The organism is Sphingomonas plantiphila (assembly GCF_046000505.1).
GTDB classification, from domain to species: Bacteria; Pseudomonadota; Alphaproteobacteria; order Sphingomonadales; family Sphingomonadaceae; genus Sphingomonas; species Sphingomonas plantiphila.
In genome coordinates this window covers 557,460-579,965 of sequence record NZ_JBELQC010000001.1, presented here as the reverse complement: position 1 = coordinate 579,965, position 22,506 = coordinate 557,460, and the positions used below count along the sequence as shown (strand labels likewise).

At 64.6% G+C, this 22,506-nt stretch carries 25 protein-coding genes; 9 read left to right on the top strand and 16 right to left on the bottom strand.

Annotation, left to right across the window (positions count from 1 at the left end):
• Window positions 1–77: 77 nt before the first annotated feature.
• Window positions 78–1,376: a UDP-N-acetyl-D-mannosamine dehydrogenase gene (gene wecC / locus ABS767_RS02635; RefSeq protein WP_408076813.1), complete on the bottom strand. Its 1,299-nt coding sequence runs from the start codon at window positions 1,374–1,376 to the stop codon at window positions 78–80.
• A 180-nt stretch (window positions 1,377–1,556) separates the two neighbouring features.
• On the opposite strand from wecC, the gene cysD reads away from it, so the two are divergent.
• The 3 genes from cysD (at window position 1,557) to ABS767_RS02620 (ending at window position 5,333) form a co-directional block, all read left to right on the top strand.
• On the top strand, window positions 1,557–2,453 hold the full coding sequence (cysD, locus tag ABS767_RS02630) for a sulfate adenylyltransferase subunit CysD (protein WP_408076812.1): 897 nt from the start codon (window positions 1,557–1,559) through the stop codon (window positions 2,451–2,453).
• Window positions 2,453–4,381, top strand: coding sequence for a sulfate adenylyltransferase subunit CysN (gene cysN, locus ABS767_RS02625; protein WP_408076811.1), 1,929 nt, complete (start codon window positions 2,453–2,455; stop codon window positions 4,379–4,381). The genes cysD and cysN overlap by 1 nt, the downstream gene beginning before the upstream one ends.
• Before the next feature lie 229 nt (window positions 4,382–4,610).
• Window positions 4,611–5,333: a 3'(2'),5'-bisphosphate nucleotidase CysQ gene (locus ABS767_RS02620; protein WP_408076810.1), complete on the top strand. Its 723-nt coding sequence runs from the start codon at window positions 4,611–4,613 to the stop codon at window positions 5,331–5,333.
• 4 nt (window positions 5,334–5,337) lie between these two features.
• On the opposite strand, the gene wecB is transcribed toward ABS767_RS02620, so the two are convergent.
• Both wecB and ABS767_RS02610 read right to left on the bottom strand, forming a co-directional pair.
• Complete coding sequence (wecB, locus tag ABS767_RS02615; RefSeq protein ID WP_408076809.1) at window positions 5,338–6,489, bottom strand: non-hydrolyzing UDP-N-acetylglucosamine 2-epimerase; 1,152 nt, start codon at window positions 6,487–6,489, stop codon at window positions 5,338–5,340.
• 55 nt (window positions 6,490–6,544) lie between these two features.
• On the bottom strand, window positions 6,545–7,585 hold the full coding sequence (locus ABS767_RS02610) for an NAD-dependent epimerase/dehydratase family protein (protein WP_408076808.1): 1,041 nt from the start codon (window positions 7,583–7,585) through the stop codon (window positions 6,545–6,547).
• A gap of 97 nt (window positions 7,586–7,682) precedes the next feature.
• Between ABS767_RS02610 and galU the strand changes: the two genes are divergently transcribed.
• A complete protein-coding gene (gene galU, locus ABS767_RS02605; protein WP_408076807.1) occupies window positions 7,683–8,552 on the top strand; it encodes a UTP--glucose-1-phosphate uridylyltransferase GalU in 870 nt (289 codons plus the stop codon).
• A gap of 120 nt (window positions 8,553–8,672) precedes the next feature.
• Here the strand turns inward: galU and ABS767_RS02600 are convergent, their stop codons facing one another.
• Both ABS767_RS02600 and ABS767_RS02595 read right to left on the bottom strand, forming a co-directional pair.
• A complete protein-coding gene (locus ABS767_RS02600; protein WP_408076806.1) occupies window positions 8,673–8,918 on the bottom strand; it encodes a hypothetical protein in 246 nt (81 codons plus the stop codon).
• Between the two features lie 222 nt (window positions 8,919–9,140).
• Window positions 9,141–9,872 (bottom strand): metallophosphoesterase, encoded by a 732-nt coding sequence (locus ABS767_RS02595; protein WP_408076805.1) that lies wholly within the window; start codon window positions 9,870–9,872, stop codon window positions 9,141–9,143.
• A gap of 115 nt (window positions 9,873–9,987) precedes the next feature.
• On the opposite strand from ABS767_RS02595, the gene ABS767_RS02590 reads away from it, so the two are divergent.
• Window positions 9,988–11,019 carry a PDZ domain-containing protein gene (locus ABS767_RS02590; RefSeq protein WP_408076804.1) on the top strand — a complete coding sequence of 344 codons (1,032 nt, stop codon included), beginning with the start codon at window positions 9,988–9,990 and terminating at the stop codon, window positions 11,017–11,019.
• On the opposite strand, the gene ABS767_RS02585 is transcribed toward ABS767_RS02590, so the two are convergent.
• The 4 genes from ABS767_RS02585 to ABS767_RS02570 form a co-directional block, all read right to left on the bottom strand.
• On the bottom strand, window positions 11,016–11,903 hold the full coding sequence (locus ABS767_RS02585; RefSeq protein WP_408076803.1) for an alpha/beta fold hydrolase: 888 nt from the start codon (window positions 11,901–11,903) through the stop codon (window positions 11,016–11,018). The genes ABS767_RS02590 and ABS767_RS02585 overlap by 4 nt on opposite strands.
• Window positions 11,904–12,083: 180 nt before the next feature.
• Window positions 12,084–12,986 carry a pirin family protein gene (locus ABS767_RS02580; protein ID WP_408076802.1) on the bottom strand — a complete coding sequence of 301 codons (903 nt, stop codon included), beginning with the start codon at window positions 12,984–12,986 and terminating at the stop codon, window positions 12,084–12,086.
• Window positions 12,983–13,426: an NUDIX hydrolase gene (locus tag ABS767_RS02575; RefSeq protein ID WP_408076801.1), complete on the bottom strand. Its 444-nt coding sequence runs from the start codon at window positions 13,424–13,426 to the stop codon at window positions 12,983–12,985. The genes ABS767_RS02580 and ABS767_RS02575 overlap by 4 nt, the downstream gene beginning before the upstream one ends.
• The gene (locus ABS767_RS02570; protein WP_408076800.1) at window positions 13,423–13,710 is read right to left on the bottom strand and encodes a BolA family protein; all 288 of its coding nucleotides are present in this window, start codon (window positions 13,708–13,710) and stop codon (window positions 13,423–13,425) included. Before ABS767_RS02570 ends, ABS767_RS02575 begins: the two co-directional genes overlap by 4 nt.
• A gap of 36 nt (window positions 13,711–13,746) precedes the next feature.
• Between ABS767_RS02570 and ABS767_RS02565 the strand changes: the two genes are divergently transcribed.
• From ABS767_RS02565 to ABS767_RS02550, 4 genes are all read left to right on the top strand, one after another.
• Window positions 13,747–14,355, top strand: coding sequence for a J domain-containing protein (locus tag ABS767_RS02565; protein ID WP_408076799.1), 609 nt, complete (start codon window positions 13,747–13,749; stop codon window positions 14,353–14,355).
• 304 nt (window positions 14,356–14,659) lie between these two features.
• Window positions 14,660–15,847 carry a tyrosine-type recombinase/integrase gene (locus ABS767_RS02560; protein ID WP_408076798.1) on the top strand — a complete coding sequence of 396 codons (1,188 nt, stop codon included), beginning with the start codon at window positions 14,660–14,662 and terminating at the stop codon, window positions 15,845–15,847.
• A gap of 793 nt (window positions 15,848–16,640) precedes the next feature.
• Window positions 16,641–17,018, top strand: a complete 378-nt coding sequence (locus tag ABS767_RS02555) for a sigma factor-like helix-turn-helix DNA-binding protein (protein WP_408076797.1) — start codon at window positions 16,641–16,643, stop codon at window positions 17,016–17,018.
• A gap of 60 nt (window positions 17,019–17,078) precedes the next feature.
• Window positions 17,079–17,990 (top strand): HEPN domain-containing protein, encoded by a 912-nt coding sequence (locus tag ABS767_RS02550; RefSeq protein WP_408076796.1) that lies wholly within the window; start codon window positions 17,079–17,081, stop codon window positions 17,988–17,990.
• Between the two features lie 171 nt (window positions 17,991–18,161).
• On the opposite strand, the gene ABS767_RS02545 is transcribed toward ABS767_RS02550, so the two are convergent.
• From ABS767_RS02545 to ABS767_RS02515, 7 genes are read right to left on the bottom strand one after another with little or no spacing between them, the layout of a single operon-like run.
• Window positions 18,162–18,830 (bottom strand): dihydrofolate reductase family protein, encoded by a 669-nt coding sequence (locus ABS767_RS02545; protein ID WP_408076795.1) that lies wholly within the window; start codon window positions 18,828–18,830, stop codon window positions 18,162–18,164.
• A gap of 10 nt (window positions 18,831–18,840) precedes the next feature.
• Window positions 18,841–19,500 (bottom strand): glutathione S-transferase family protein, encoded by a 660-nt coding sequence (locus ABS767_RS02540; RefSeq protein WP_408076794.1) that lies wholly within the window; start codon window positions 19,498–19,500, stop codon window positions 18,841–18,843.
• Entirely contained in the window at window positions 19,497–20,276 is a 780-nt protein-coding gene (locus ABS767_RS02535) for a VOC family protein (RefSeq protein ID WP_408076793.1), read from the bottom strand. The genes ABS767_RS02540 and ABS767_RS02535 overlap by 4 nt, the downstream gene beginning before the upstream one ends.
• A gap of 50 nt (window positions 20,277–20,326) precedes the next feature.
• A complete protein-coding gene (locus ABS767_RS02530; RefSeq protein WP_408076792.1) occupies window positions 20,327–21,058 on the bottom strand; it encodes a DUF1428 domain-containing protein in 732 nt (243 codons plus the stop codon).
• A 24-nt stretch (window positions 21,059–21,082) separates the two neighbouring features.
• Window positions 21,083–21,733, bottom strand: coding sequence for a glutathione S-transferase family protein (locus ABS767_RS02525; RefSeq protein WP_408076791.1), 651 nt, complete (start codon window positions 21,731–21,733; stop codon window positions 21,083–21,085).
• A 23-nt stretch (window positions 21,734–21,756) separates the two neighbouring features.
• Complete coding sequence (locus ABS767_RS02520; protein ID WP_408076790.1) at window positions 21,757–21,987, bottom strand: DUF4287 domain-containing protein; 231 nt, start codon at window positions 21,985–21,987, stop codon at window positions 21,757–21,759.
• Between the two features lie 14 nt (window positions 21,988–22,001).
• Window positions 22,002–22,496: a VOC family protein gene (locus ABS767_RS02515; protein WP_408076789.1), complete on the bottom strand. Its 495-nt coding sequence runs from the start codon at window positions 22,494–22,496 to the stop codon at window positions 22,002–22,004.
• Window positions 22,497–22,506 lie beyond the last annotated feature (10 nt).

Sequence of the window (22,506 nt, the reverse complement as noted above, 5' to 3'; positions counted from 1 at the left end):
GCCCTATGCACAGCTATGCCATGCCATGCGACCCCAAAAGCTAGGGCGCTGCCAGATTCTACGGGGTGCGGCCTCGCTCAGCCTGCGAGGCGAACCGGGGTGGCGGAAGGCGTCCGCATGGGCTGATCCGGCCAGATGCCCCGCGCATCATAGACGAGCTTCTCCGCACGCTCAGCGAGCGGCACCGAGCGGAACACATCGTGGTCGACGAGGACGATCATGATCGGGCAGGTTTCGAGCGCCGTGTCGATATCGATCAGCTCCGCACCCGAACCCTGAAGACTCCCCGGAAGCTCCTGGATATAGGGCTCGACGACGCGGATGCGCGACCCATGGCGTTCGGCAAGCCGCTCGACGACATGAAGCGCCGGGCTTTCGCGAAAATCATCGATATTCGCCTTGAAGGCGAGCCCCAGGCACGCAACCTGCCCGCCGGGCAGGGTGTCGAGCAGGGCCTCGACGCGATCCACCGTGAAGTCGATCTTACCATCGTTCACCTCGCGCGCGGTGCGGATCAGTGGCGTGTTGGCGGGATCCGCCGCGACGAGGAACCAGGGGTCGACCGCGATGCAATGGCCACCAACGCCGGGGCCGGGCGAGAGGATGTTGACGCGCGGGTGGCGGTTGGCGAGGCGAATGACCTCCCACACATCGATGTCCATTCCATCCGCGATGATCGACAGTTCGTTGGCAAACGCAATGTTCACGTCGCGAAACGCGTTTTCGGTCAGCTTCGTCATTTCGGCCGCGCGGGCATTCGTCGTCACGCAGCCGCCGCGCACGAACCGGCGATAGAATTGCAGCGCCTTGCGGGCGCAGCGCGGGGTTACGCCGCCGATCACCCGGTCGTTGTCGATCAGTTCGACCAGAATGCGGCCGGGCAGCACGCGCTCGGGACAATAGGCGATGGCGATGTCGGCAGTCCCGGCGGAGTGGCCGGGGACTTTCAGGTCGGGGCGCAACTGGCTGAGCAGCGCGGCCACCTTTTCGGTCGTCCCGACGGGAGAGGTCGACTCAAGGACGACGGTGTCGCCCGCCTTGAGCACGGTTGCGATTGTTGTCGCGGCCTGCAGCACATAGCCGATATTGGGCGCGTGATTCTCTCCGAACGGCGTCGGCACCGCGATAACGAAAACGTCGCATGGCTCGATCTGGGTCGAGGCACGCAGGGTGCCGCGCGCGATGACGCCGGAGACCAGGCCGTCCAGGTCGATCTCCTCGATATGCACCTTGCCGGCATTGACGGTGTCCACCACGTGCTGGCTGACATCGATGCCGAGCACCTGCGCTCCCGTCCGGGCGATCACCGCTGCGGTGGGAAGCCCGATATACCCCAGTCCCAGCACCGCGACCTTGAGTTCGGAACTCGCATCCATCGACCTGCCTCATACCTCATGGACCGGTTCCTGATGGACGTCATCGACCGGGATCGGATCGCTTGTGGCCAATTGGGGTTGAGATTTCGGTAACGACATGCGGCCTGTCTGCGTCCCGCTTCAGGGCGACTAAACTTTATCTAGATCGCACGCGGCATGCGGCGACCCTAAATCGCATGCATGACTTCCCTCACACATCTTGCCCGGCTCGAGGCCGAGAGCATCCATATCATGCGCGAAGTGGTTGCCGAGGCCGAGCGGCCGGTGATGCTCTATTCGGTGGGCAAGGACAGCGCGGTGATGCTGCATCTGGCGAAGAAGGCGTTCTTTCCCGCGCCACCGCCCTTTCCGCTGCTGCATGTCGACACGACGTGGAAGTTTCGCGCGATGTACGATCTGCGCGACAAGGCGGCGCGTGATGCGGGAATGGAGCTGCTGGTCCACCAGAACCCCGATGCGATGGCGCGCGGGATCAATCCGTTCGACCATGGCGGGCTGCACACCGACATGTGGAAGACCGAAGGGCTGAAGCAGGCGCTCGACAAGTACGGCTTCGACGCGGCGTTCGGCGGCGCGCGGCGCGACGAGGAGAAGAGCCGGGCCAAGGAGCGCGTGTTCAGCTTTCGCTCGGCCAGCCATCGCTGGGATCCGAAGGCGCAGCGGCCCGAGCTGTGGCGGCTCTACAATGCGCGCAAGGCCAAGGGCGAGAGCATCCGCGTCTTCCCGCTGTCCAACTGGACCGAGCTCGACATCTGGCAATATATCCGCGCCGAGGGGATCGAGATCGTCCCCCTGTACTTCGCGGCGCCGCGCCCGACGGTGATGCGTGACGGGCTCACGCTGATGGTCGACGACGATCGCTTCCCGCTGAATGGCGAGGAGCCGGTGATGCGATCGATTCGCTTCCGCACGCTCGGCTGCTACCCGCTGACCGGCGCGGTCGAGAGCGCGGCGGCGACGCTGGACGAGGTGATCCAGGAGATGCTGCTCACCACCACGTCAGAACGTCAGGGGCGCGCGATCGACCATGATCAGGCGGCCAGCATGGAAAAGAAGAAGCAGGAGGGGTATTTCTGATGACCTCCAGCTATCGCCCCGACGCCCTGATCGCATCCGACATCGGCGCCTATATCGCGCAGCACCAGTCCAAGTCGCTGCTGCGCTTCATCACCTGTGGATCGGTGGACGACGGCAAGTCGACGCTGATCGGGCGGCTGCTCTACGACAGCAAGATGATCTTCGAGGATCAGCTCGCCGCGCTCGAAGCCGATAGCAAGCGGGTGGGGACGCAGGGGCAGGAGATCGACTTCGCGCTGCTGGTCGACGGGCTTGCCGCCGAGCGCGAGCAGGGGATCACGATCGACGTCGCCTATCGCTTTTTTGCCACCGAGAAGCGCAAGTTCATCGTCGCCGATACGCCGGGGCACGAACAGTACACGCGCAACATGGTCACCGGCGCCTCGACCGCCGACCTCGCCGTTATCCTGATCGATGCGCGCAAGGGTGTGCTTACGCAGACGCGGCGGCACAGCTTCCTCGCGCACCTGATCGGTATCCGCCACATCGTGCTGGCGGTGAACAAGATGGACCTGGTCGGCTACGATCGGTCGGTCTTCGACGACATCGTGAAGGACTATACCGAGTTCGCGACCGGCATTGGCATCGACGCCTTCACCGCCATCCCGATCTCCGGGTTCAAGGGCGACAACATCACCGCGCCCAGCGGCAACACGCCTTGGTATACCGGCCCCGCACTGATCGACCATCTTGAGAGCGTGCCGGTGGACGGCGAGGATGCGACGCGCCCGTTCCGCATGCCTGTGCAATGGGTCAACCGCCCCAACCTGGACTTCCGCGGATTTGCCGGCACGGTCGCCAGCGGCTCGGCCAAGCCCGGCGATGCCGTGCGTATCCTGCCATCGGGCCGCACGAGCACCGTCGCGCGCATTGTCACCCGTGACGGCGATCTGGCGCAGGCGGGGCGCGACCAGTCGATCACGCTCACGCTGACCGACGAGGTCGATTGCTCGCGCGGCGACGTGATCGCTGCCGCCGATGCCCCGCCGCAGGTCGCCGATCAGTTCCAGGCGACGATCGTATGGATGGATCAGGAGGACCTGCTGCCGGGCCGGGCCTATTGGCTAAAGCTCGGCACCCAAACGGTTAGCGCTACCGTACAGCAACCGCGCCACACGATCTGCGTCAACACGATGGCGGAGTTGAGCGCGCGGACGCTGAGCCTCAACGATATCGGTGTGGCGGAGGTGTTCACCGACCGTGGCATCGTGTTCGAACCCTATGCCGACAGCCGCGAGAGCGTGAACAGGGACCTGGGCGGCTTCATCCTGATCGACAAGCTGACCAACGCCACGGTCGCGGCCGGCATGATCAACTTCGCGCTGCGGCGTGCCCAGAATGTCCATTGGCAGGCGCTCGAGATCACGCGCGAGGCACATGCCGCGCAAAAGGGCCAGCATCCGCGGCTGTTGTGGTTCACCGGCCTGTCGGGCTCGGGAAAATCCACCATCGCCAACCTGGTCGAAAAAAAGCTGCACGCGCGTGGCAAGCACAGTTTCCTGCTCGACGGCGACAATGTCCGGCACGGGCTCAACAAGGACCTGGGCTTCAGCGACGCCGACCGGATCGAGAATATCCGTCGCGTGGGCGAGGTGGCGAAACTCATGACCGATGCCGGCCTTATCGTGCTGACAGCATTCATCTCGCCATTCCGCGCGGAGCGTGACCTGGTGCGCCGAATGCTGCCCGAAGGCGAGTTCTTCGAGATCTTCGTCGATACGCCGCTGGAGGAGGCCGAACGTCGCGATGTGAAGGGCCTATACAAAAAGGCCCGATCCGGAGAGATCGAGAATTTCACGGGGATTTCAAGCCCGTACGAAGCGCCGGAGCGACCGGAAATTCGCATCGATACCCAGAAAATGACACCGGAGGCGGCCGCGGATTTGATCATCGAACATATCCTCGGTATCTGGTCCCCAGTGCTGTGAGCGATCGCGGCTGTGTGAGTTGGAGTTTTGGGTTTGCCGGATTTGGAAATCCGCGAGCTGATAGCATTTGGTGTGATTTCGGCTGGCGTTCTGGGTGGTTGTGTTCTGTGGATCCTTCATCGGCGAAAGCGCTATTGGCGCAAGTTGCGGATGACGGGCCATCCGGAAGCGAAGCGACGCGAACTCGGAAAGCGGTGACGGGCCGGCGTGTGGCCGGGCATTGCGCGATATGACCGACGACGAACTGGCCTGTGACGTCGCGCAGGCGGCGGGCGCGCTACTCCTGTCGCTCCAGCAATCCGGGGCCGATGGTCCGCGCGGGGATCGGGAGGCGAACGCGCTGATCCTGCGCATGCTCCGCGCCGCGCGGCCGAACGATCCGATCCTGTCGGAGGAATCCTGCGACGATCCCGCGCGGCTCGAATCGCGGCGTGTGTGGATCGTCGATCCGCTCGACGGCACGCGTGAATTTGCCGAGGGGCGGAGCGACTGGGCCGTGCATATCGCGCTGGCGATCGACGGTGTCGCGGCGATCGGCGCGGTGGCACTGCCGCCACGAAATCTGGTTCTTTCGTCGGGCGCCCCGCCGGCGCTTCCGGCGGCACACCACCCGGCACGGCTGCTGGTCAGCCGCACCCGGCCGACCCGGCTGTGCGCCGACGTGGCGGCCGAGCTCGGCGCGGAGACGATTCCAATGGGATCGGCGGGCGCGAAGGCGATGGCCGTCGTTTTGGGTGAGGCCGACATCTACCTCCACACCGGTGGTCAATATCAGTGGGACAATTGCGCCCCTGCAGCGGTGGCGTCGGCGGCGGGCCTGCACGTCTCGCGCATCGACGGATCGCCGATCGTGTATAACCGCCCGGAGCGCGATTTGCCCGATCTGCTGATTTGCCGACGGGAATGGGCGGACCCGGTGCTGGCCGCGGTGGCGGGATGCGGATCCGGCTGAACCGTCAGGCCCGGCGGCCGACCGCGTCGCGGAGCGATCGCGCGACGACGTTGGCGATCCGGTTTGCCGCCTGACCGTCCCCGAAGGGATTATGGGCATGCGCCATCGCGCGATAGCCCGCCGCGTCGTCGAGCAGCGCGGATACTTCGGCGACGATCCGGTCGGCATCGGTGCCGACCAGCTTCGCGGTGCCCGCAGCCACACCCTCGGGTCGTTCGGTGGTTTCACGCATGACCAGTACCGGCTTCCCAAGTGCCGGTGCTTCCTCCTGGACGCCGCCTGAATCGGTCAGCACCAAGTGGCATAGTTCGAGCGCCCGGATGAAATGCGGATAATCGAGCGGATCGATCCGCGCGAGATTCCCGCGCTCGCCGATCAGCCGGTCCATTACGCCGGTCACATTCGGATTGGGATGCATGGGAAAGAGAATCGCGACATCGTCCCGATCCGCGATCTGCGCGATCGCGCGCGCGATCGACTCCATGCCGGAACCGAAATTCTCCCGACGATGCGTGGTGACGAGGATCAGTCGCTTGTCGGCAAAGCGGTGCGCAACCGGGTCGAGCCCTGCGGCCAGGGCCGGATCGGAGGCGATCCGGTCGCGGGTGGCGAACAGGGCGTCGATCACCGTGTTCCCGGTGACATGGATCGAGGACGGTTCGACATTCTCGCGCCGCAACGCATCGGTCGCAGTCTCGGTCGGCGCGAAATGCTGGTCGGCGATCGTCCCAACGATCTTGCGATTCACTTCCTCGGGCCAGGGTTGCCAGATATCGCCCGACCGCAGTCCGGCCTCGACATGGCTGACCGGGATACGGCGGTAATAGGCGGCCAGGGCGCCGACCATCGCCGTTGCGGTATCGCCCTGAACGATCACGCGATCCGGCCGCTCGGCATCCATTACGTCGCCCAGTCCGGTGAGCAGACGCGCCGTGAGCCGATCGAGCGACTGGCCGGGCTCCATCAGGTCAAGATCGATATCGGGGACGATGCCGGCGATCGACAACACCTGGTCGAGCAGATCGCGATGCTGGGCGGTAACACAGGTCCTGACGGTCAGGCCGCCGGCCTGCCGCAGCGCGTGGATCACAGGAAACAGCTTGATCGCCTCGGGCCGGGTCCCGAAAATGACCAGGATCTTTGGAAGGTTCGCCATGGCGCTTCCTCTATCAGTCTGTCGTTAACGACCGGCTATTCTCGATCCCAACCGGTCAACCGACCACAGGTGCCCAGTCCTTCCCGCGCGAAGCGTGCTCGCGATACCATTGCACAAATGCAGCCACCCCTTCTTTCACCGGCGTGACGGGCGCGCGACCGGTCAATGCGCGCAACAAAGCCGGCGAGGCGGCGGTCGCGGGGACATCGCCAGCCTGCATCGGGAGGAAATTCTTGCGTGCGGTAATTCCCAGCGCCTCCTCCAACGCGCCGATATAGTCCATCAGCGGGGTGGGCGTGCCGCCGCCAATATTGACGACGCGGAACGGCGCTGCCGGGGACAGGCTGTCGCCCTCGACCGGGGTGTCGCCCGGCACCGCGCCGATCAGGTCGGTAATCGACCGCACCAGATCTTCCACATAGGTGAAGTCGCGCGTCATCTCGCCATTATTGTAAACGTCGATCGGCGTGTCGCGGAGCATCGCATCCGCGAACTTGAACAGCGCCATGTCCGGGCGGCCCCAGGGCCCGTACACGGTGAAGAACCGGAAAAACGTCATCGGGATGCCGAACAGATGGGCGTAGCTGTGGCCCATCAGTTCGGTTGCGCCTTTGGTCGCGGCATAGAGACTCATCGGCGTCTGGGTGCGCTGCGTCTCCTCGAACGGCATCTGAGTGTTCGCGCCATAAACCGAGCTGGTGGAGGCGGCGAGGAAGTGACGGACGGGATGGTGGCGGGCGAGTTCGAACAGGTTGAAGGTGCCGACGATGTTGGTCCCGACATAGTCGGACGGGTGCTCGATGCTGTAGCGCACCCCTGCCTGCGCGGCGAGGTGGATCACCGCGTCCGGCTTGAAGTTTTGCCACGCGTGTCGGAGCGCAGGCGCGTCCTCGATCGACAGCCGGCCGAGCTGGAAATTGGGGTGATTGCTTAGGATCGCGTTGCGCTGCTCTTTCAGAGACACATCGTAATAGGGGGTGAAATTGTCGATCCCAAGCACGTGAGCGCCCGATTGCAAGAGCAGGCTCGCCGTGTGAAAACCGATGAAGCCGGCAGATCCGGTCACCAGCACGCGGCGATTGAGCAGGTCGTTCATTGATGGGCGCTCCCTAGCAGGTCGCTGGGCGCCTAGCCCAAATCACCGCCTTGTTCTACGCTGCTGTTCGGTTATGCGCAGCGTCTGGAGGATCGGAATGAACATCAAACCCTTGCGCAAGGCCGTGTTTCCCGTCGGAGGCCTCGGCACCCGCTTCCTGCCCGCCACCAAGGCGATGCCCAAGGAGATGCTCCCGGTCGTCGATCGTCCGCTGATCCAATATGCGGTGGATGAGGCGATCGAGGCGGGGATCGAGCAGATGATCTTCGTCACCGGGCGTGGCAAAAGCGCGATCGAGGATCATTTCGATATCGCCTATGAGCTGGAATCGACGATGACATCGCGCGGCAAGTCGCTCGAGGTGCTCGAGCCCACCCGTCTCAAGCCCGGCGCAATCGCCTATGTTCGCCAGCAGGAACCGATGGGCCTGGGCCATGCCGTGTGGTGCGCGCGCGATATCGTAGGGGACGAGCCGTTCGCGGTGCTGCTCGCCGACGACTTCATGGTCGGGCAGCCCGGGTGCCTGAAACAGATGGTCGATGCGTATAATCGCGTGGGCGGCAATCTCATCTGCGCGCAGGAAGTGGCCGATTCGCAGACCGACAAATATGGCGTCATCACCCCCGGCGCGCGCGACGGCACGCTGACGGAGGTGCGCGGTCTGGTCGAGAAACCGAAGCCCGGCTCGGCGCCATCGAACCTGGCGGTGATCGGCCGCTATATCCTGCAGCCCGAGGTGATGCGGGTTCTGGAAACGCAGGAAGCAGGCGCCGGCGGCGAAATCCAGCTGACCGATGCGATGGCCAAGATGATCGGCGACCAGGCGTTTCACGGCGTCACCTTCCAAGGGACGCGCTACGATTGCGGCGACAAGGCCGGCTATGCGCAGGCGAATCTCGCATTGGCGCTGACGCGCGAGGATATCGGGGCGGAGGTGCGCGCCTTCGCTCGATCGATCCTCGATTAATCTAGGTCGCGGGCGGCGAATGGCGATCCATTTCGTCGTCCGTGCATCTTCGGCTCGGCACACACGCAAAAAAATGGCGGCCCGAAAGCCGCCATTTCATATTTCGTGCTGACCGCTCGATTACGGGCTGGTCGGCGCGTCGTCGTCGTTGTCGACTGCGACGTAGATGCCGCCGCCAATCGCGACAACAGCGAAGATCGCAAGCCACGGGAAGCCCGCCTGCTTGTTCGCCTTGCCAGCCGGGGTGCCCGCACGGGCAGCCGAAGCCTGAGATACCGACAGCTTGCTCGCCGCCGGCGCGGCCAGCGCCGGGGTCGTTGCAAGCGAACAGGCCGCAACGGCCATCATCATTTTCGCCAACCGCATAAATAGCTCCCTCATTATTCTTACGCAGTGTTCTTGCGTACGCCTATGGCACAGCCGCGCGGTAACCTCAACAGCCAAACTGCCGTCAGCCTTCCCCGCAACGACACTCAAACACCCAATGCTCCGTTTGGTTCCGGCCGATTACACGAAAAGCGCGCAACCAAGCCGTAGCCGACAAAGCATAGCCGCTATGCGTATAGAGTGTTAAATTCTGATGGCAACTCATTCGGTTTGCAGGAACCAGCGCGAATCGCCCTCAAGTCCGATTGCCGTCAGCCGCCCGGATGCATACGCACCGGTGTCGATCCCGATCCGGTGCGCGCGTTGCTCGATCGTCTCGGTGACTGTGTGCCCATGAACGATGATCTTTTCGAGCGTACCGCGGTGACCGAGAAATTCTTCGCGAATCCAGCGCAGGCTACCGGTGCTCTGCTGGTCGAGCGGGATCGCCGGATCGATGCCGGCATGCACGAACGCATAGTCGCCGATGACGATAACATCCTCGAATCGGGAAAGGAAATCGAGGTGCTCCGGCGGCACGCGGGTGCGCAGGAGGTTCAGCAGCGCGGGATAGTCGCAGGCGAGATATTCCGCTTCGGTAATGCCGTAGCTCAGCGCCGTCGGTTTGCCGCCGATGCGGATGAAGAACGGCAGTGCGCCCTTCTCATCGGCCATCGCTTTGAGAAAAACTTCCTCATGGTTGCCGAGCAGAAAACGGATCGCGGGCACTGCGGCGGAGAGCTGGCGAAGCCTCTCGATGACCTGTGCCGAATCGGGACCGCGGTCGATCAGGTCACCCAGAAAGATCAGCGTCGTATCGAGCGGGGCGCGGGTGGCGTCGTCGCGCTCGATCCGCTCGAGCAGGTCATCGAGCAGGTCCAGCCGTCCGTGGATATCGCCCACGGCATAGACCCGCTGCCCCGGCGGTATGGATCCCGTCGGGGTGTCGCGCACCGGACCGGGCGCAAGGGATGAAAACAGCCGCCGCAACATTGAAAATCACCGTTCCTCGCGCCCTTAGCGCTGACCTGCTTTCCAGCGCAACCGCGACACGGCATAGACGTGTATCATGCTGGCCCGAATTCGTCTGATCCTTTCGCTCGCGTTTGCGTGGATCGTCGTGATTGTACCCGCTCCTGCACGCGCGCAGGGGCTGGATCCGACGATGCTGGAGGCAATTCGCGCGGCAGACATGACGCTGGCGGTGACCGGTTTTCGCCTCAGCACCGCCAATGCCGCGCTGTGCGACCGCCTCGAGCCGGGGCATGGCATGCAATTCCACACGCTCGCCCAATATGCGCCCGCGACGCGCGGCCTGGTGGCGGCGCATTTCGCGCTTACCGGAGCGCTGGCGGTCGAGGGCGTGGTTCCGGGCGGGCCGGCCGATCGCGCTGGCATCCGCGCGAATGATGTGGTGGTGGACATGGGCGGGGTTCGCCCAACCGCTACACTCCCCGGATCGGCATCGACGCACGTGCTCGCCGCGTTCGCGGCTTCCGTTGCAGCGCTGCCTCCCAGGAAGCCGATTCGGGTCGAGCTGCTGCGCGGCGGGGAACCGGTGACGCTCATACTTCAGCCGATCCCGGCCTGCCGGACGCGTTATGAACTGCGCCTCGACGCCGGCGCCGATGCGCGCGCGAACGGCGATCTCGTCCAGATCAGCTCGGGCTATTACGACCGGTTCGGCGATGAGCTGGTCGCGGCCGCAGTCGCGCACGAGCTTGCGCACAATATCCTGCGCCATCGCGAGCGATTGTCCGCCGCAGGCGCCGATTTCGGGCTCGCATCGGGGATCGGCCGCAATGTCGGCCTGTTTCGCCAGACCGAATTGCAGGCGGATATCCTGTCGGTGCACCTGCTGGCACGCGCGGGCTATCCGGCCGATCTTGCGAGCCGGTTCTGGCGGCATCCTTCCGCGCAGGCGATGTCCGGCGTCTTCCAGAGCCGGTCGCATCCGCACTGGAAGGATCGGCTGCGTGTCATGCGCGCGGAAGAGGCGAAGATCGCGGCGGCAGGCGCGACCCCGCCACCGGCGCCGTTCGTCGCGGAGCGCGATGTGCCGCTGACCGGCGTGTGGAAGCCGCTGATCCCGAAGCGCTAGGTGGCCAGCCAGTCGCGAATCGCGTCGGTGACGGGCTGTGGCTTCTCCCATGGCACGAAATGCCCGGCATCGACCCGTACGATCGACAGGTCGGGGACCAGCGCGTCCAGTCCATCCAGTTGCACCGGCAGCAGTGCTTTGTCGCGCGTGCCCCAGATGACCAGCACCGGCATCTGCAGCGGCGGGAACGGGGCGTCGAGAAAGGCGGGGCGCTCGGGCGTCTCGTCCATCGCCGGCACGACGATCGCGCTGGCGCGATACCAGTTGAGCATGGCCGTCATCGCACCCGGCTGGCTCCATTCGTCGATATAGGCGGCGCGCTCGGGCGCCACGATTTCTGGGTCGGTATGCTTGGCGAAGGTCGTGTCGAAGAAGCGGTCGACCCCCATCGCGGCGATCTGCGCATCGAGCGCCGGATTGCGGAAGGCGCGGATATACTGGCTCGCCGCACGCTGATCCATGTCGTCGAACAGCGACTTCTGGAAGACGAAGGGATGCGGCGCGTTGACGATGATCAGCCGCTCGATCCGGTCGGGATGCTGCAGCGCCGCCATCCACGCGATCGCCCCGCCCCAGTCATGCCCGACCAGCACGAACCGGTCCTTGCCGAAATGCGTCGCGAGCGCGAGCAGGTCGGCGACCGGCTTGTCTGCGGTGTAATGCTCGACCCCCTCGGGCTTGGTCGAGCGCGCGAAGCCGCGCTGGTCCGGGGCGATCACGAAATGGGTCTTGGCGAGCTCCGGAATTTGGTGCCGCCAGGTGCGGTGCGATTCGGGAAAGCCGTGGAGCAGGATGATCGCAGGCGCGGCGGGATCGCCGGCGGTGGCGACGTCCAGCTCCACACCGGTGGGTAGCGCGATTCGGTTAAGTTCAAAGGCCGACATCGACGCCTCTCCCGCTGTTTTTCGAATATGCGGTTTGTTTCATCGTCTGCCGCGGTGTTCAAGCCAATTCCCGCCGTCATCCTGAACTTGTTTCAGGATCCACCGCTCCCCAGGCGACTGAGCCGAGGATGGCAGGGTGGATGCTGAAACAAGTTCAGCATGACGGTCGAAAGAACATGATCACGGGTAGCTGACCGTCTTGGGCACTTCGGGGATCGGGATGAATTCCTTGTCGTCGCCCGGCACCGTCGGGAACAGCCCGGCCTTCCAGTCTTCCTTGGCCTGGTTGATCCGATCGCGGTCGGACGAGACGAAGTTCCACCACACATGGCGTGGCGTGCTGAACGCCTCTCCCCCGCACAGCATCACACGCGCGCCCTCGCGCGAGGTCAGCCGCGCGGCGACGCCGGGGCGCAGGACGTACAGCGTCTGCGGCTCCAGCTCGACCCCGTCGAGGCTGGCCTTCCCGAGTGCGAGATAGACCGCGCGCTCGTCCGCCTCGGCATCGATCGGCACGCTCGCGCCGGGGTCGAGCAGGATGTCGGCATAGATCGTCCCGGCATAGGTCGTGGTCGGAGCGCTCTGGCCCCATAGCGATCCCATGATGATTCGCGCCGTGGCCCCGCCGCTGTCGATCACCGGCAGATCGGCTTTGGCGACATGCTCGAACGCCGGGTCCATCTCCTCGAACCGTTCGGGCAGCGCGAGCCAGGTCTGGATGCCCGACAATTCCGGCCCGTCGGCGCGTTCGGCGGCGGGGGAGCGCTCCGAATGGACGATGCCATTGCCCGCGGTCATCAGATTGACCGCGCCCGGTTCGATCGTTGCGAAGGTGCCCAGGCTGTCGCGATGGTCGAGCCCGCCGGCGTACAGATAGGTGACGGTGGCGAGATTGATATGCGGATGCGGCCGCACGTCGATGCCCGTCCCGACCTCGAGATGCGCCGGCCCCATCTGGTCGAAGAAGATGAACGGCCCGACCATGGTGCGCGGACGTGACGGGAGCGTGCGATACACTTTGAACCCGCCCAGGTCGTGGGTCGTGGGTTGGATCGTGTGGGTGAACAGGTCGTCGGGAGTCATCGTACCTCCATCAGGGCCAGCATCGCGCCCAGGTCTGCCGGAAAATAAGGTTCGTCATGGGTGGCGAGTTCGTCGCGGGTGAACCAGCGCCACTCGCGCATCACCCGTTGTTCGAGCGCGGTGTGGCCGTCGACCAGGATGTCCGTGACATCGGTGGTGACTGCGAAATAGCGTTCATCGGCGCTGACCGCTTCGCCCTCGATCGTCACGAACTCGGCCTCGCGCCGCGCAACCTCCGGCCCGCAATCGAGGTCGATCCCGGTTTCCTCTCGCAGTTCGCGGCGGGCGGCCTGCGCATAGCTCTCGCCGGGGTCGAGCGCGCCGCCGGGCGTGCACCAGAAAGGCGGGCGATCGTCAGGAGTGAAGCGGAACAGCAGCACGCGACCCGCGCGATCGGTCAGCAGGATGCGGGCCGCCGGGCGGGGCGTGCGCGCGGTCACGCCTCCCCCGGTGCGCTGGCGCGGATCGCCATCGCATGGACCTTTTCGGCCATCAGATCGCCGAGCGCGCGATTGACCAGCCGCTGCCGGTCGAGCCGCGACTTGCCGGCGAAGGCGTCGCTTTCGATCACCACGGTGAAGTGCGATTCGCCGCTGCCATCGTCGCCCATATGGCCGCGATGCTTCGCGCTGTCGTTGATCACGTTCAGCTTCGACGGGGCGAGCGCTGCGGTCAGACGGGCGGTGATTTCGGCGGCCACCGGGCCGGTAGAAGTGTCGGTCATCGCGCCTATATAGGCGGCTTTTGTCTCGGAGTCAGAGTGTCTCGTCCGCCGCGTAAAGATCGTCCCAATGCTCGTTTCCATGGCCGCGTCGAGGCGCCCGGTCGCCTCTGCGCCGAGCCGGGCTGCGACGAAGCGGGCGAGTTTCGCGCACCGGCGGCGGCGCCGCCCCGTGGCGGCTATGACGGTCCGGGCGCCTATCGCTGGCTATGCCTCGACCACGTCCGCGCATTCAACTCGGGCTACAACTATTTCTCCGGCATGAGCCCCGACGAAATTCACGAGGCGCAACGCCCCTATGCGGGGTGGGAGAGCGAGACGCGCGCGTTCAATGCCACGGGCGGGGCTGACCGCCCGCCGCGCTGGGCCGATTTCGCCGATCCACTCGACGCGATCGGCGCGCGCTTTCGCGCCGCCCGCCCCGAAGAGCGCAAGGACGGCAAGCCGCTGTCGGGCAAGGACCGGGAGGCGTTGCGCACGCTCGCGCTCGACACCGATGCCGACCGGATGGCGCTACGCCGCCGCTATTCGGAGCTCGTGCGCAAATATCACCCCGACCGCAATGGCGGCGACCGCAGCCATGAAGGCGCACTGCAACGCGTGATCGAGGCGTATCAGCAGCTCAAAGCCTCGCCAGCCTTCGCCTAGTGTTTGGCGGACCGCCCCTACCTCCTCCGCCATCGCCAGAGCTGTCACAAGCCTTGCGCTCCTAACGGGGCAACATTTTTCCATCCCACAATGTCTCGCCCAATCGACAAGAAGGTTGGAAATCTGGCATATTTTATCGGTTCGGTGCGAAGGTATCCGAGGAGGTTTCAGTCGGTTTCAGGATCGTAAAAGTCTACGCACAGGATGGAATTACCCGTGAAAATTGCCGCCTCAGCGGACTATCTTGAGCAAAAAAACAAGGGGCGCCGTCCGAACAAAACCCAACATCTCGGAATTTTGGCCCATGGCTTTGACCGATTTAGAACTTCGCGCGCTCCAGCCTCGGGATCGCATTTATAAAAAGACCGACGAACGCGGCCTCTACATCGAAGTGCACCCCAATGGTTCCAAGCTCTGGCGCTTCAAATACGGCTTTCGCGGCAAGGACAAGAGACTGGCGCTCGGGCGCTATCCTGAAATTACCCTTGCAGAAGCTCGAGAGAGGCAAGAGGCGTTCCGGGAGAAAATCCGTGATGGCGTAGATCCGATTACGGAGCGCAAGCGACAGACATTGGCCCGCTCGAAAGCTCCAAATACCTTCGGCGAGGTCGCGAAAGAGTACCTTCAGAAAATGAATGCTCAGGGTCGCGCCCAAACGACGACCGCAAAGGCTGGATGGCTGCTGGAGCAATTGCGTTCACTCCATGATCGGCCAATCGCCGATCTCAAACCCGTCGATGTGCTCGCCGTTCTCAAGAGGATTGAGGCGAAGGGCAAGCTCGAAACGGCAAGGCGCTGCAGATCGTTCGCGGGCCGCGTCTTTCGGTACGGATTTGCGACCGGTCGTGCGGAGTCCGATCCGACATCGCTCTTACGCGGAGCCTTGATGACGCCAAAGACCAAGCCTCACGCCGCGATCCTAGACCCCAAGTCCTTTGGCGAATTGTTGCGCAACATCGATTCATATTCCGGACACCGGGTCACCAAACTCGCAGCGTGTGTCTCAGCCCATGCTATGACCCGCCCAGGGGAGATGCGGAAGGCGTTATGGGCCGAAATCGATCTCGAAAAATCTATCTGGAAAATCCCGGCCAGCCGAAGCCAAATGGGCCGAACGCATTCCGTTCCGCTGTCGCAGCAAGTACGAGCATATTTTGCAGAGCTTCACGAGCTGACGGGGCCGGATGGCTTTGTTTTTCCGGCGTTGCATACCTCAAGGCGGCCGCTCAGCGAGAACACCGTCAATCAGGCGTTCCGGCGGATGGGATATGCCGCTGGCGAAGTAACCGCCTATGGCCTGCGAACAACAGTTTCGACGTTGCTCAGAGATAGCGGCAAATGGAGCACGGGCGCCATCGAGCATTCGCTGGCTCGTGCAAACAGCGGCGTGGCTGGCGGCGTCGATAACCGCGTGGCATACTGGGAAGAACGGGTGGCGATGTATCAATGGTGGAGCGACTATCTGGACACGCTCAAGACTGGGAAATCGTAAGCGCTCCTGGAAAAATGCTAGAATGCATTGAGGGCCCAAGCTGGTTCGGCCGGCAGGTCGTTCGCAGCAGCTGAAAAGCGTAGGTCTAGCCGTTTATAGCGCTCGGCGCGTCTTCTCTGGCTTGCCAACCCGTTGGAACGAGCATGACTATCACGTGCGGTCGACAGTTCGCGGGTGCAACTGGTGCCCGGCGCGGGCGAGCGAGGGCGTGTCACGCCAATCACGATTGCGCTCTGTGGCAATGCGCGTTGAGATCCTGCAGGTGCCGTCTGATCCAGATGACGATTGCGATTGCCATTGCGATTGCGATTGCGAGCGGCGGCAGGATGCCGCCTGAAGCGGAACGCGGGTTCGATTGAGCGTGCACTGGCGGCTTCCTGCGGAACCGCCAGAGCCCGCGGGGTTGGTGCGCCGCGTGGCACACTCGATCCGGCCGGAGGGCGCGGCGGCGGCTGGCGCACAGTCGCGCGCGCACGCCGCCGCGACGGCCGGCCGGCTTCGAGAGTGCGTGATTGTGGGCTCCTGGCGGAGCAGCAAGCGCATGGCGCTTGGCATGCTGCGGTCAGCGCATTGCGCTGGGGTTGTTAGTCTTGGCCGCGGCCAAGGGGGGTGAACGGACGCTGCCTTCTAGTCCCGCCGCGGCGGGCCGCAACCCGGCTGCGCCGGGTCTTCCACTGCGTTGCAGCCCTGCGGGTGCAGCCCGCCTCCGGTCGGCGGGACTGCCAGTCCGCTCCTTGCCGCCCACCCCCCTTCGCCGGGGCCGGTTGCGGTTCAGGAAGAAGGAGCAGTGACCATGAGCCACAACAAACAGCGTCAGGGCATCTATGGCGAGGTTACCGCCCGTGTGATCGCCGACCTTGAGAAGGGACGGCTGCCATGGGTGCAGCCTCGGGATAGCGCCAGATGCGGCTGTGCCGCGACCGGGCGGCGCTATTCAGGGACGCGCTGCGCGCGGGAAGGATCGGTCGCGGCGCTGGCGCTGCGCGTTGCCGCAGCATTGCCGACCATGGCGCCACTGCCGCGCGCGGTGTTTGATCGCCACCGCTATCGCGGCATGACTTATGACGCGATCGCTGAGGAACTTGGCATCAGCGTGGATGAAGTCGAGCACGCGCTTGCGAGCGCGATGCTTCATCTCAGGCGCTGCACCGATGCCGATGACGGGTCATAGACCCGCCATCGGCGCACATAACTGCTTGGCATTTGACGCTCAAAGCGCGAGTCTGGAGCGATGAAGACCGACCTCGACCATCTGCCCGAAGGCAAGCGCCGCGAGCTGGCGCACGTGGTCGACGTGCTGCGCGAGCGCTTCGCGTTCGCGACCGCGCGACGCACCCAGGTGCGCACGCGCGGCGGCCAGCTACTCAAGATCATCCTGTTTGGAAGCTATGCGCGCGGCGACTGGGTCGAGGACCCGGTCGGGCGCTATTTCTCCGACTATGACCTCCTCGTGGTGGTCAACCGCGAAGAGTTCACCGACATCGCCGACTATTGGGAAAAGGCCGAAGCGCAGCTGCTCGACGAGCTCTCAGCGGGGCAGGTTCTGCGCACCCCGGTCAGCCTGATCTACCATGATCTTGACGACGTGAACGAGAAGCTGCGCCTTGGCCGTTACTTTTTCATGGACATCCTGCGTGAGGGGATCCTCCTGTTCGAGGAGCCGGGCTTTGCGTTTGTCGAACCTCAGCCGCTGTCGGCTGAGCAGGCACTGCAGGAAACGCGCGACTATTACGATGAGTGGTTTCAGAGTGCGAAGAACTTCGAGGGCTTAGCCAACAATGCGCGCGAGCAAGGCATGGCGAAAGAGGCTGCCTTTCTGCTCCACCAAGCCACCGAGCGTTTCTACCACTGCCTGTTTTTGGTCCGCACCCTATACAGCCCCAAGACCCATAATCTGAACCGGCTGCGCGACATGGCCGAGCAGCTGGAGCCGTCGCTCAAAACTGTCTGGCCGCGCGATACCCGGTTCCAGAAGCGCTGTTATTCGCTGCTGCGCGACGCCTATGTGAAGGCGCGATACTCGCGCTCCTACCGCATCACCGCCGAGGAACTTGAGTGGATTTCGGAGCGGGTTGCGGCGCTCCAGACGCTCGTGCGTGAGGCCTGCGAGCAGCGGATCGAGACGCTCGCGGCCGCTGCTTAGGCGGACTCGCACGCTCAATCGAACGACCCTGGTCCCTCCGATTGCGGGCAGTGTGCCGGTCTTCTCAGCACTGTCATTTCGGTGAGCACCCCATAAGCGCGAATTGGCGTTCGTTGCGCGTTCACCAGGGCGAAGCGCACCATCTGGATCAAGCAGAAGAACGAGCCGCCGCTACCAGCCCTCGCCCGCCTCGACCCGCGCGCGGCGGGCCATTTCCTCGGCGGTGGGTTCGGGGAATTGGAAATCGGCCTGTTCCACCGCGCCCTTCACGTCATAGGTCGCCATTGCCACGCCGTTGCGCGTGACGCGATGCTCGACCAGTTCGAGCGAGCGGGGCGGGGTGCCGTCGCCGAACATGCGCTTGCCCGTGCCCAGCACGACCGGCGCGGTCATCGTCACGATCCGGTCGATCAGCCCGCGTTCGAACAATTGCGGGTAGAGCGTCGAGCTGCCCTGGATGACGAGGGTCGGGCCGTCGCTCGCCCTGAGCGCGGCGAGCGCGTCCATATCCGCGAGCCGCTCGCTCCCCGCCCATTCGAGCGGTGCATCGCTGGTCGTCAGCACATATTTGCGGATCGTGCGGAAGAGATCGCCGATGTCGTCGCCCGGCGGTGCGAAGGGCCAGTGCGCGGCGAAAATCTCGTAGGTCCGGCGACCGAGCAGCAGGTCGAACGGCGGCTTGAAAACCGAATCGACCTGATTGCCGATCCCCTCGTCGAACAACGCGGCGAGCCAGCCGCCCTGGTCGAATCCGCCGGTCCAGTCCTCTTCGGGTCCGCCGGGCGCCTGCATCACCCCGTCGAGGCTGAGGAATGCGGCACCGATAATGCGTCGTGGCATGGCAATGTCCTTAATCGCGGTCGGGCGCGCCGAGCGGGAAGAGATGGCGATAGGGGCGTGCTCCATCGACCGCCCGGGCGACCGATGGGTGCGCCAACAGGCGTGCACGATAGGCGCGCAGATTGGCGTGCCCCTCGGGGATCGGGATGATCCAGTCGGCGTAGAACAGCGCGGGCGCGGCGGACAGATCGGCCAGCGTGAAGCGGTCGGTCGCCGCCCATGTCCGCCCGTCCAGATGCGCGTCGAACCAGGCATAGCTGGTGGCGAGTTGCGCCGCGACCTGCTCGTCCGCCATCGGATCGCGCTTGTCCTCCGGCCGGATCGCGTTGAATACCAGCCGCGTGGCGGGGTCCATCACCTGCTGGTCGAACAGCCGGTCGAGCATCCGCACGCGCAGCGCCGCATCAGGGTCGGCGGGGATCAGGCGCGGTGCGCCGGACTGCCGGTCGACGTGCTCGGCAATGATGCTCGATTCGCCCAGCACCAGATCGCCGTCGACCAGCAGCGGGAAGCGCTTGAACGGCCACAGCTCCGCCCAGCGCGCGCTGTTCTCCGGCGCGTCGGGCGCGACGATGCGCAGGTTGAACGGCAGGTCATGCTCATAAAATGCGATCAGCGCCTTCCAGCAATAGGAGGAGAAGGGGTGGGCGTAGAGGTCGGGACCGCTCACTTCGGCGCCACCAGCCCGAATACGGCGCCTTGCGGATCGCGCGCGTGGAACACCCGCTCGCCACCTGGCACCTCCATCGGATCGCTCAGCGGCATGCCGCCCAGATCCTTCACTTTGGCATGCGCAGCCTCGATATCGGGCACGCGGAAATAGAAGGTCCAGCCGACCGGCTGGTCCGCCTTTTCGCGCGGCATCATCGCGCCCCACACCTCTTCGTCGCCCGCGCCGCGCAGGAAGCTGTACTCACCCCACGGCATCGGCATCCCGCCAGCCTTCTCCCAGCCGAACAGCGTCGCGTAGAACGCGAACCCCGCATCGGCATCGCTGGTTTGCAGCTCGTTCCAGCTCGCATGGCCCTCGCCCATGCGCGCAAAGGCGGTGCTACTTTCCGGACTGAACCCGCGCATGACATAAAAGACCACGCCCTGCGGATCGGCGACCATCGCGAAGCGGCCGATGCCGGGGATATCGGTCGGCGGAACATGCACCGATCCGCCCGCCGCCTTGAGCTGGTCCACGCTCGCATCGACGTCCTCGACCCCGATATAGCCGAGCCAGCCGGCCTTCGCTCCGCCCGCGAGCATCGCCGCGTCGAGCGTAAGCACCCCGCCGACATCGCCATCCGCCGCGTGCAGGATGCGATACTCCGCACCGCCGGGCGCCATCGACTCGGCGTCAATCGTCCAGCCGACAACGGCTTGGTAAAAGTCGCGCGATGCCTGTGCATCGGGGGTCATCAGTTCGTACCAGATCCAGCTGCCATGTGGGTTGGTCATGGGAACTCTTCCTCTCAAATTTTCTTTTCGCCGGGGTGACTGAAGGATGTTCAGCCTTGCCCCTTCACCGTATCCAGGATCGGCGCAAAGCCGCCCCACATCATCCGCTGTCCGTCGAATGGCGGGTCGGGTTCGCGATTGCCGTCATCGGCCATGATCTTGCCCCAGGCGGCGTCGCGTGCCGCCTTGTCGGGCCATTCGATCCAGGCATAGACGACGCTTTCGTCGGCCCGCTTGTGCGTGGCCCGGTTATAGTCGGTTACCGCGCCGTCGGCGGTGTCGTCGGCCCACGCCTCGACCACTCGCAATGCGCCATGCGCCTGAAAGATCGGCGCCATCCGCGCCGCCAGATCGTGATAGGCGTCGCGATTGGCGGTCGGCACCGGGAGGAGGTAGCCATCGATATAGCCCGGCGCGACGGTCGCCGATCCGGTGTCGACGATCGCTTCGAACCCGGAAAAGATCATGCGGCTGCCATCGAACGGCATGTCCTTCATCGCCTCGGCGGCGTTCGGGTCGCTCATCATCTTCTCATTGGCGGCGTCGCGTGTCGCCTTGTCGGGATATTCGAGCCAGCTGAACAACACCGTCTCGTCGTCCTTTAGCGCGACCGACTGCTTGAGGTCGTTGACCTTGCCATCGGGCACATCGTCGCCCCACGCCTCGACAAAGCGGGTGGCGCCGAGCCCCTTGAACAGGTCGATCGCGCCATGGGCATGCTTGATATACGCCGCCTTGTTAGCGGTCGGGACGGGGGTCAGGAATCCTTCGACATAGGTCACGGCTCTTCTCCTGCTTCGGTTCGCTCAGGCAGCGACGGGTTCTGGTTTGAAGTCGGCAAGCTGGGCCGACAGCGCGGCCCGGAAGGCCGGGCGCGCGATCGCCCGCTCAAGATAGGCGAGCAGTACCGGACGCTCCGCCAGCAGCCCGCTGCCTTCCGCTTGGCGCAGCACCGTCGTCATCGCGATGTCGGCGATGCTGAACTGCCCCGCGAGCCAATCGCGCCCGTCGATCGCGGTCGCGAGCCGGTCGAGCTTCTGCCCGATCGCGGCGAGCAGCGAGGGTTTGCGCAGCTCCGCCCATTGCTCGCCGGCCGAGAAGATTTCGACATTGCCGAGCTCCAACAACATCGGCTCGACGCTGTTATAGGCGGCGAATAGCCAGCTGATCGCATCGGCGCGCGCCTGACGGTCGGCAGGCAGCAGCCGCGCGTCGCGCTCGCCCAGATGCAGCAGGATCGCGCCGCTTTCGAACATATGGATGTCGCCGTCGACCACGGCGGGAACCTGGCCCCAGGGCTGCTCATCGAAATAGGCGTGCGGCCGGTTGCGCGGGTCCATCAAGCGCATGGCATAGGGCAAGCCGATCTCCTCGCACGCCCAGCGTACGCGCAGGTCGCGGACGAAGCCCTTGGCAAAATCGGGCACCCAATCGAATCCGGTGATCTCGACGGTCATGGCAGTTCTCCCATCGCGCGCCTTCAGGCGTCGCCTTCCTTCCTGTGTTCCTTGAGCAGCGCGACCACCGCCATCGCATGGCCGTGGCCCAGGCCGAGCTCGTCCTTGAGTGCCGCGACGATCGCCATCGGCTTGATGTTCGGTGCGAGCGCGGCGCCCTGCGTCCAGCCGCGCTCGCGCGCCAGCGTGCGCAGGTCGTCCGGCGTCTTGCCGGTCTTTTGTTCGATGGTGTTGAGATAGGCTTGAAACGACATGCGCGGGTTTCCTCTCAGCCTGAAACCGGTACGCCCGCTGCGGCGGCCTCGATCGCGGCGATGTCGATCTTCTTCATCGTCATCATCGCCTGCATCGCGCGCTGCGCCGCCGCCTTGTCGGGGTTGTCCCAGACGAGTTCCATCAGACGGTCAGGGGTGACCTGCCAGCTGACGCCCCATTTGTCCTTGCACCAGCCGCATTGGCTTTCCGCGCCGCCATCCGCCGTGATCGCATCCCACAGCCGATCGGTCTCCGCCTGGTCGGCGGTGTGGAGGATGAAGCTCACCGCTTCGCTATGCTGGAACATCGGCCCGCCATTGAGCAGCAGATAGGAACGCCCGGCCAGCTCGATCTCCGCGATGATTACGTCCCCCGCTTTCTGGCTCGGCGTATCGATCGGGGTGCGTTCGACCCGGACGATGCGGCTGTCCGGGATCAGCGCGGTGTAGAACGCAGCCTGTTCCTCGGCGGTGTAGTTGCTCCAGATGCAGGTGGTGATCCTGATCATCGCATCTCTC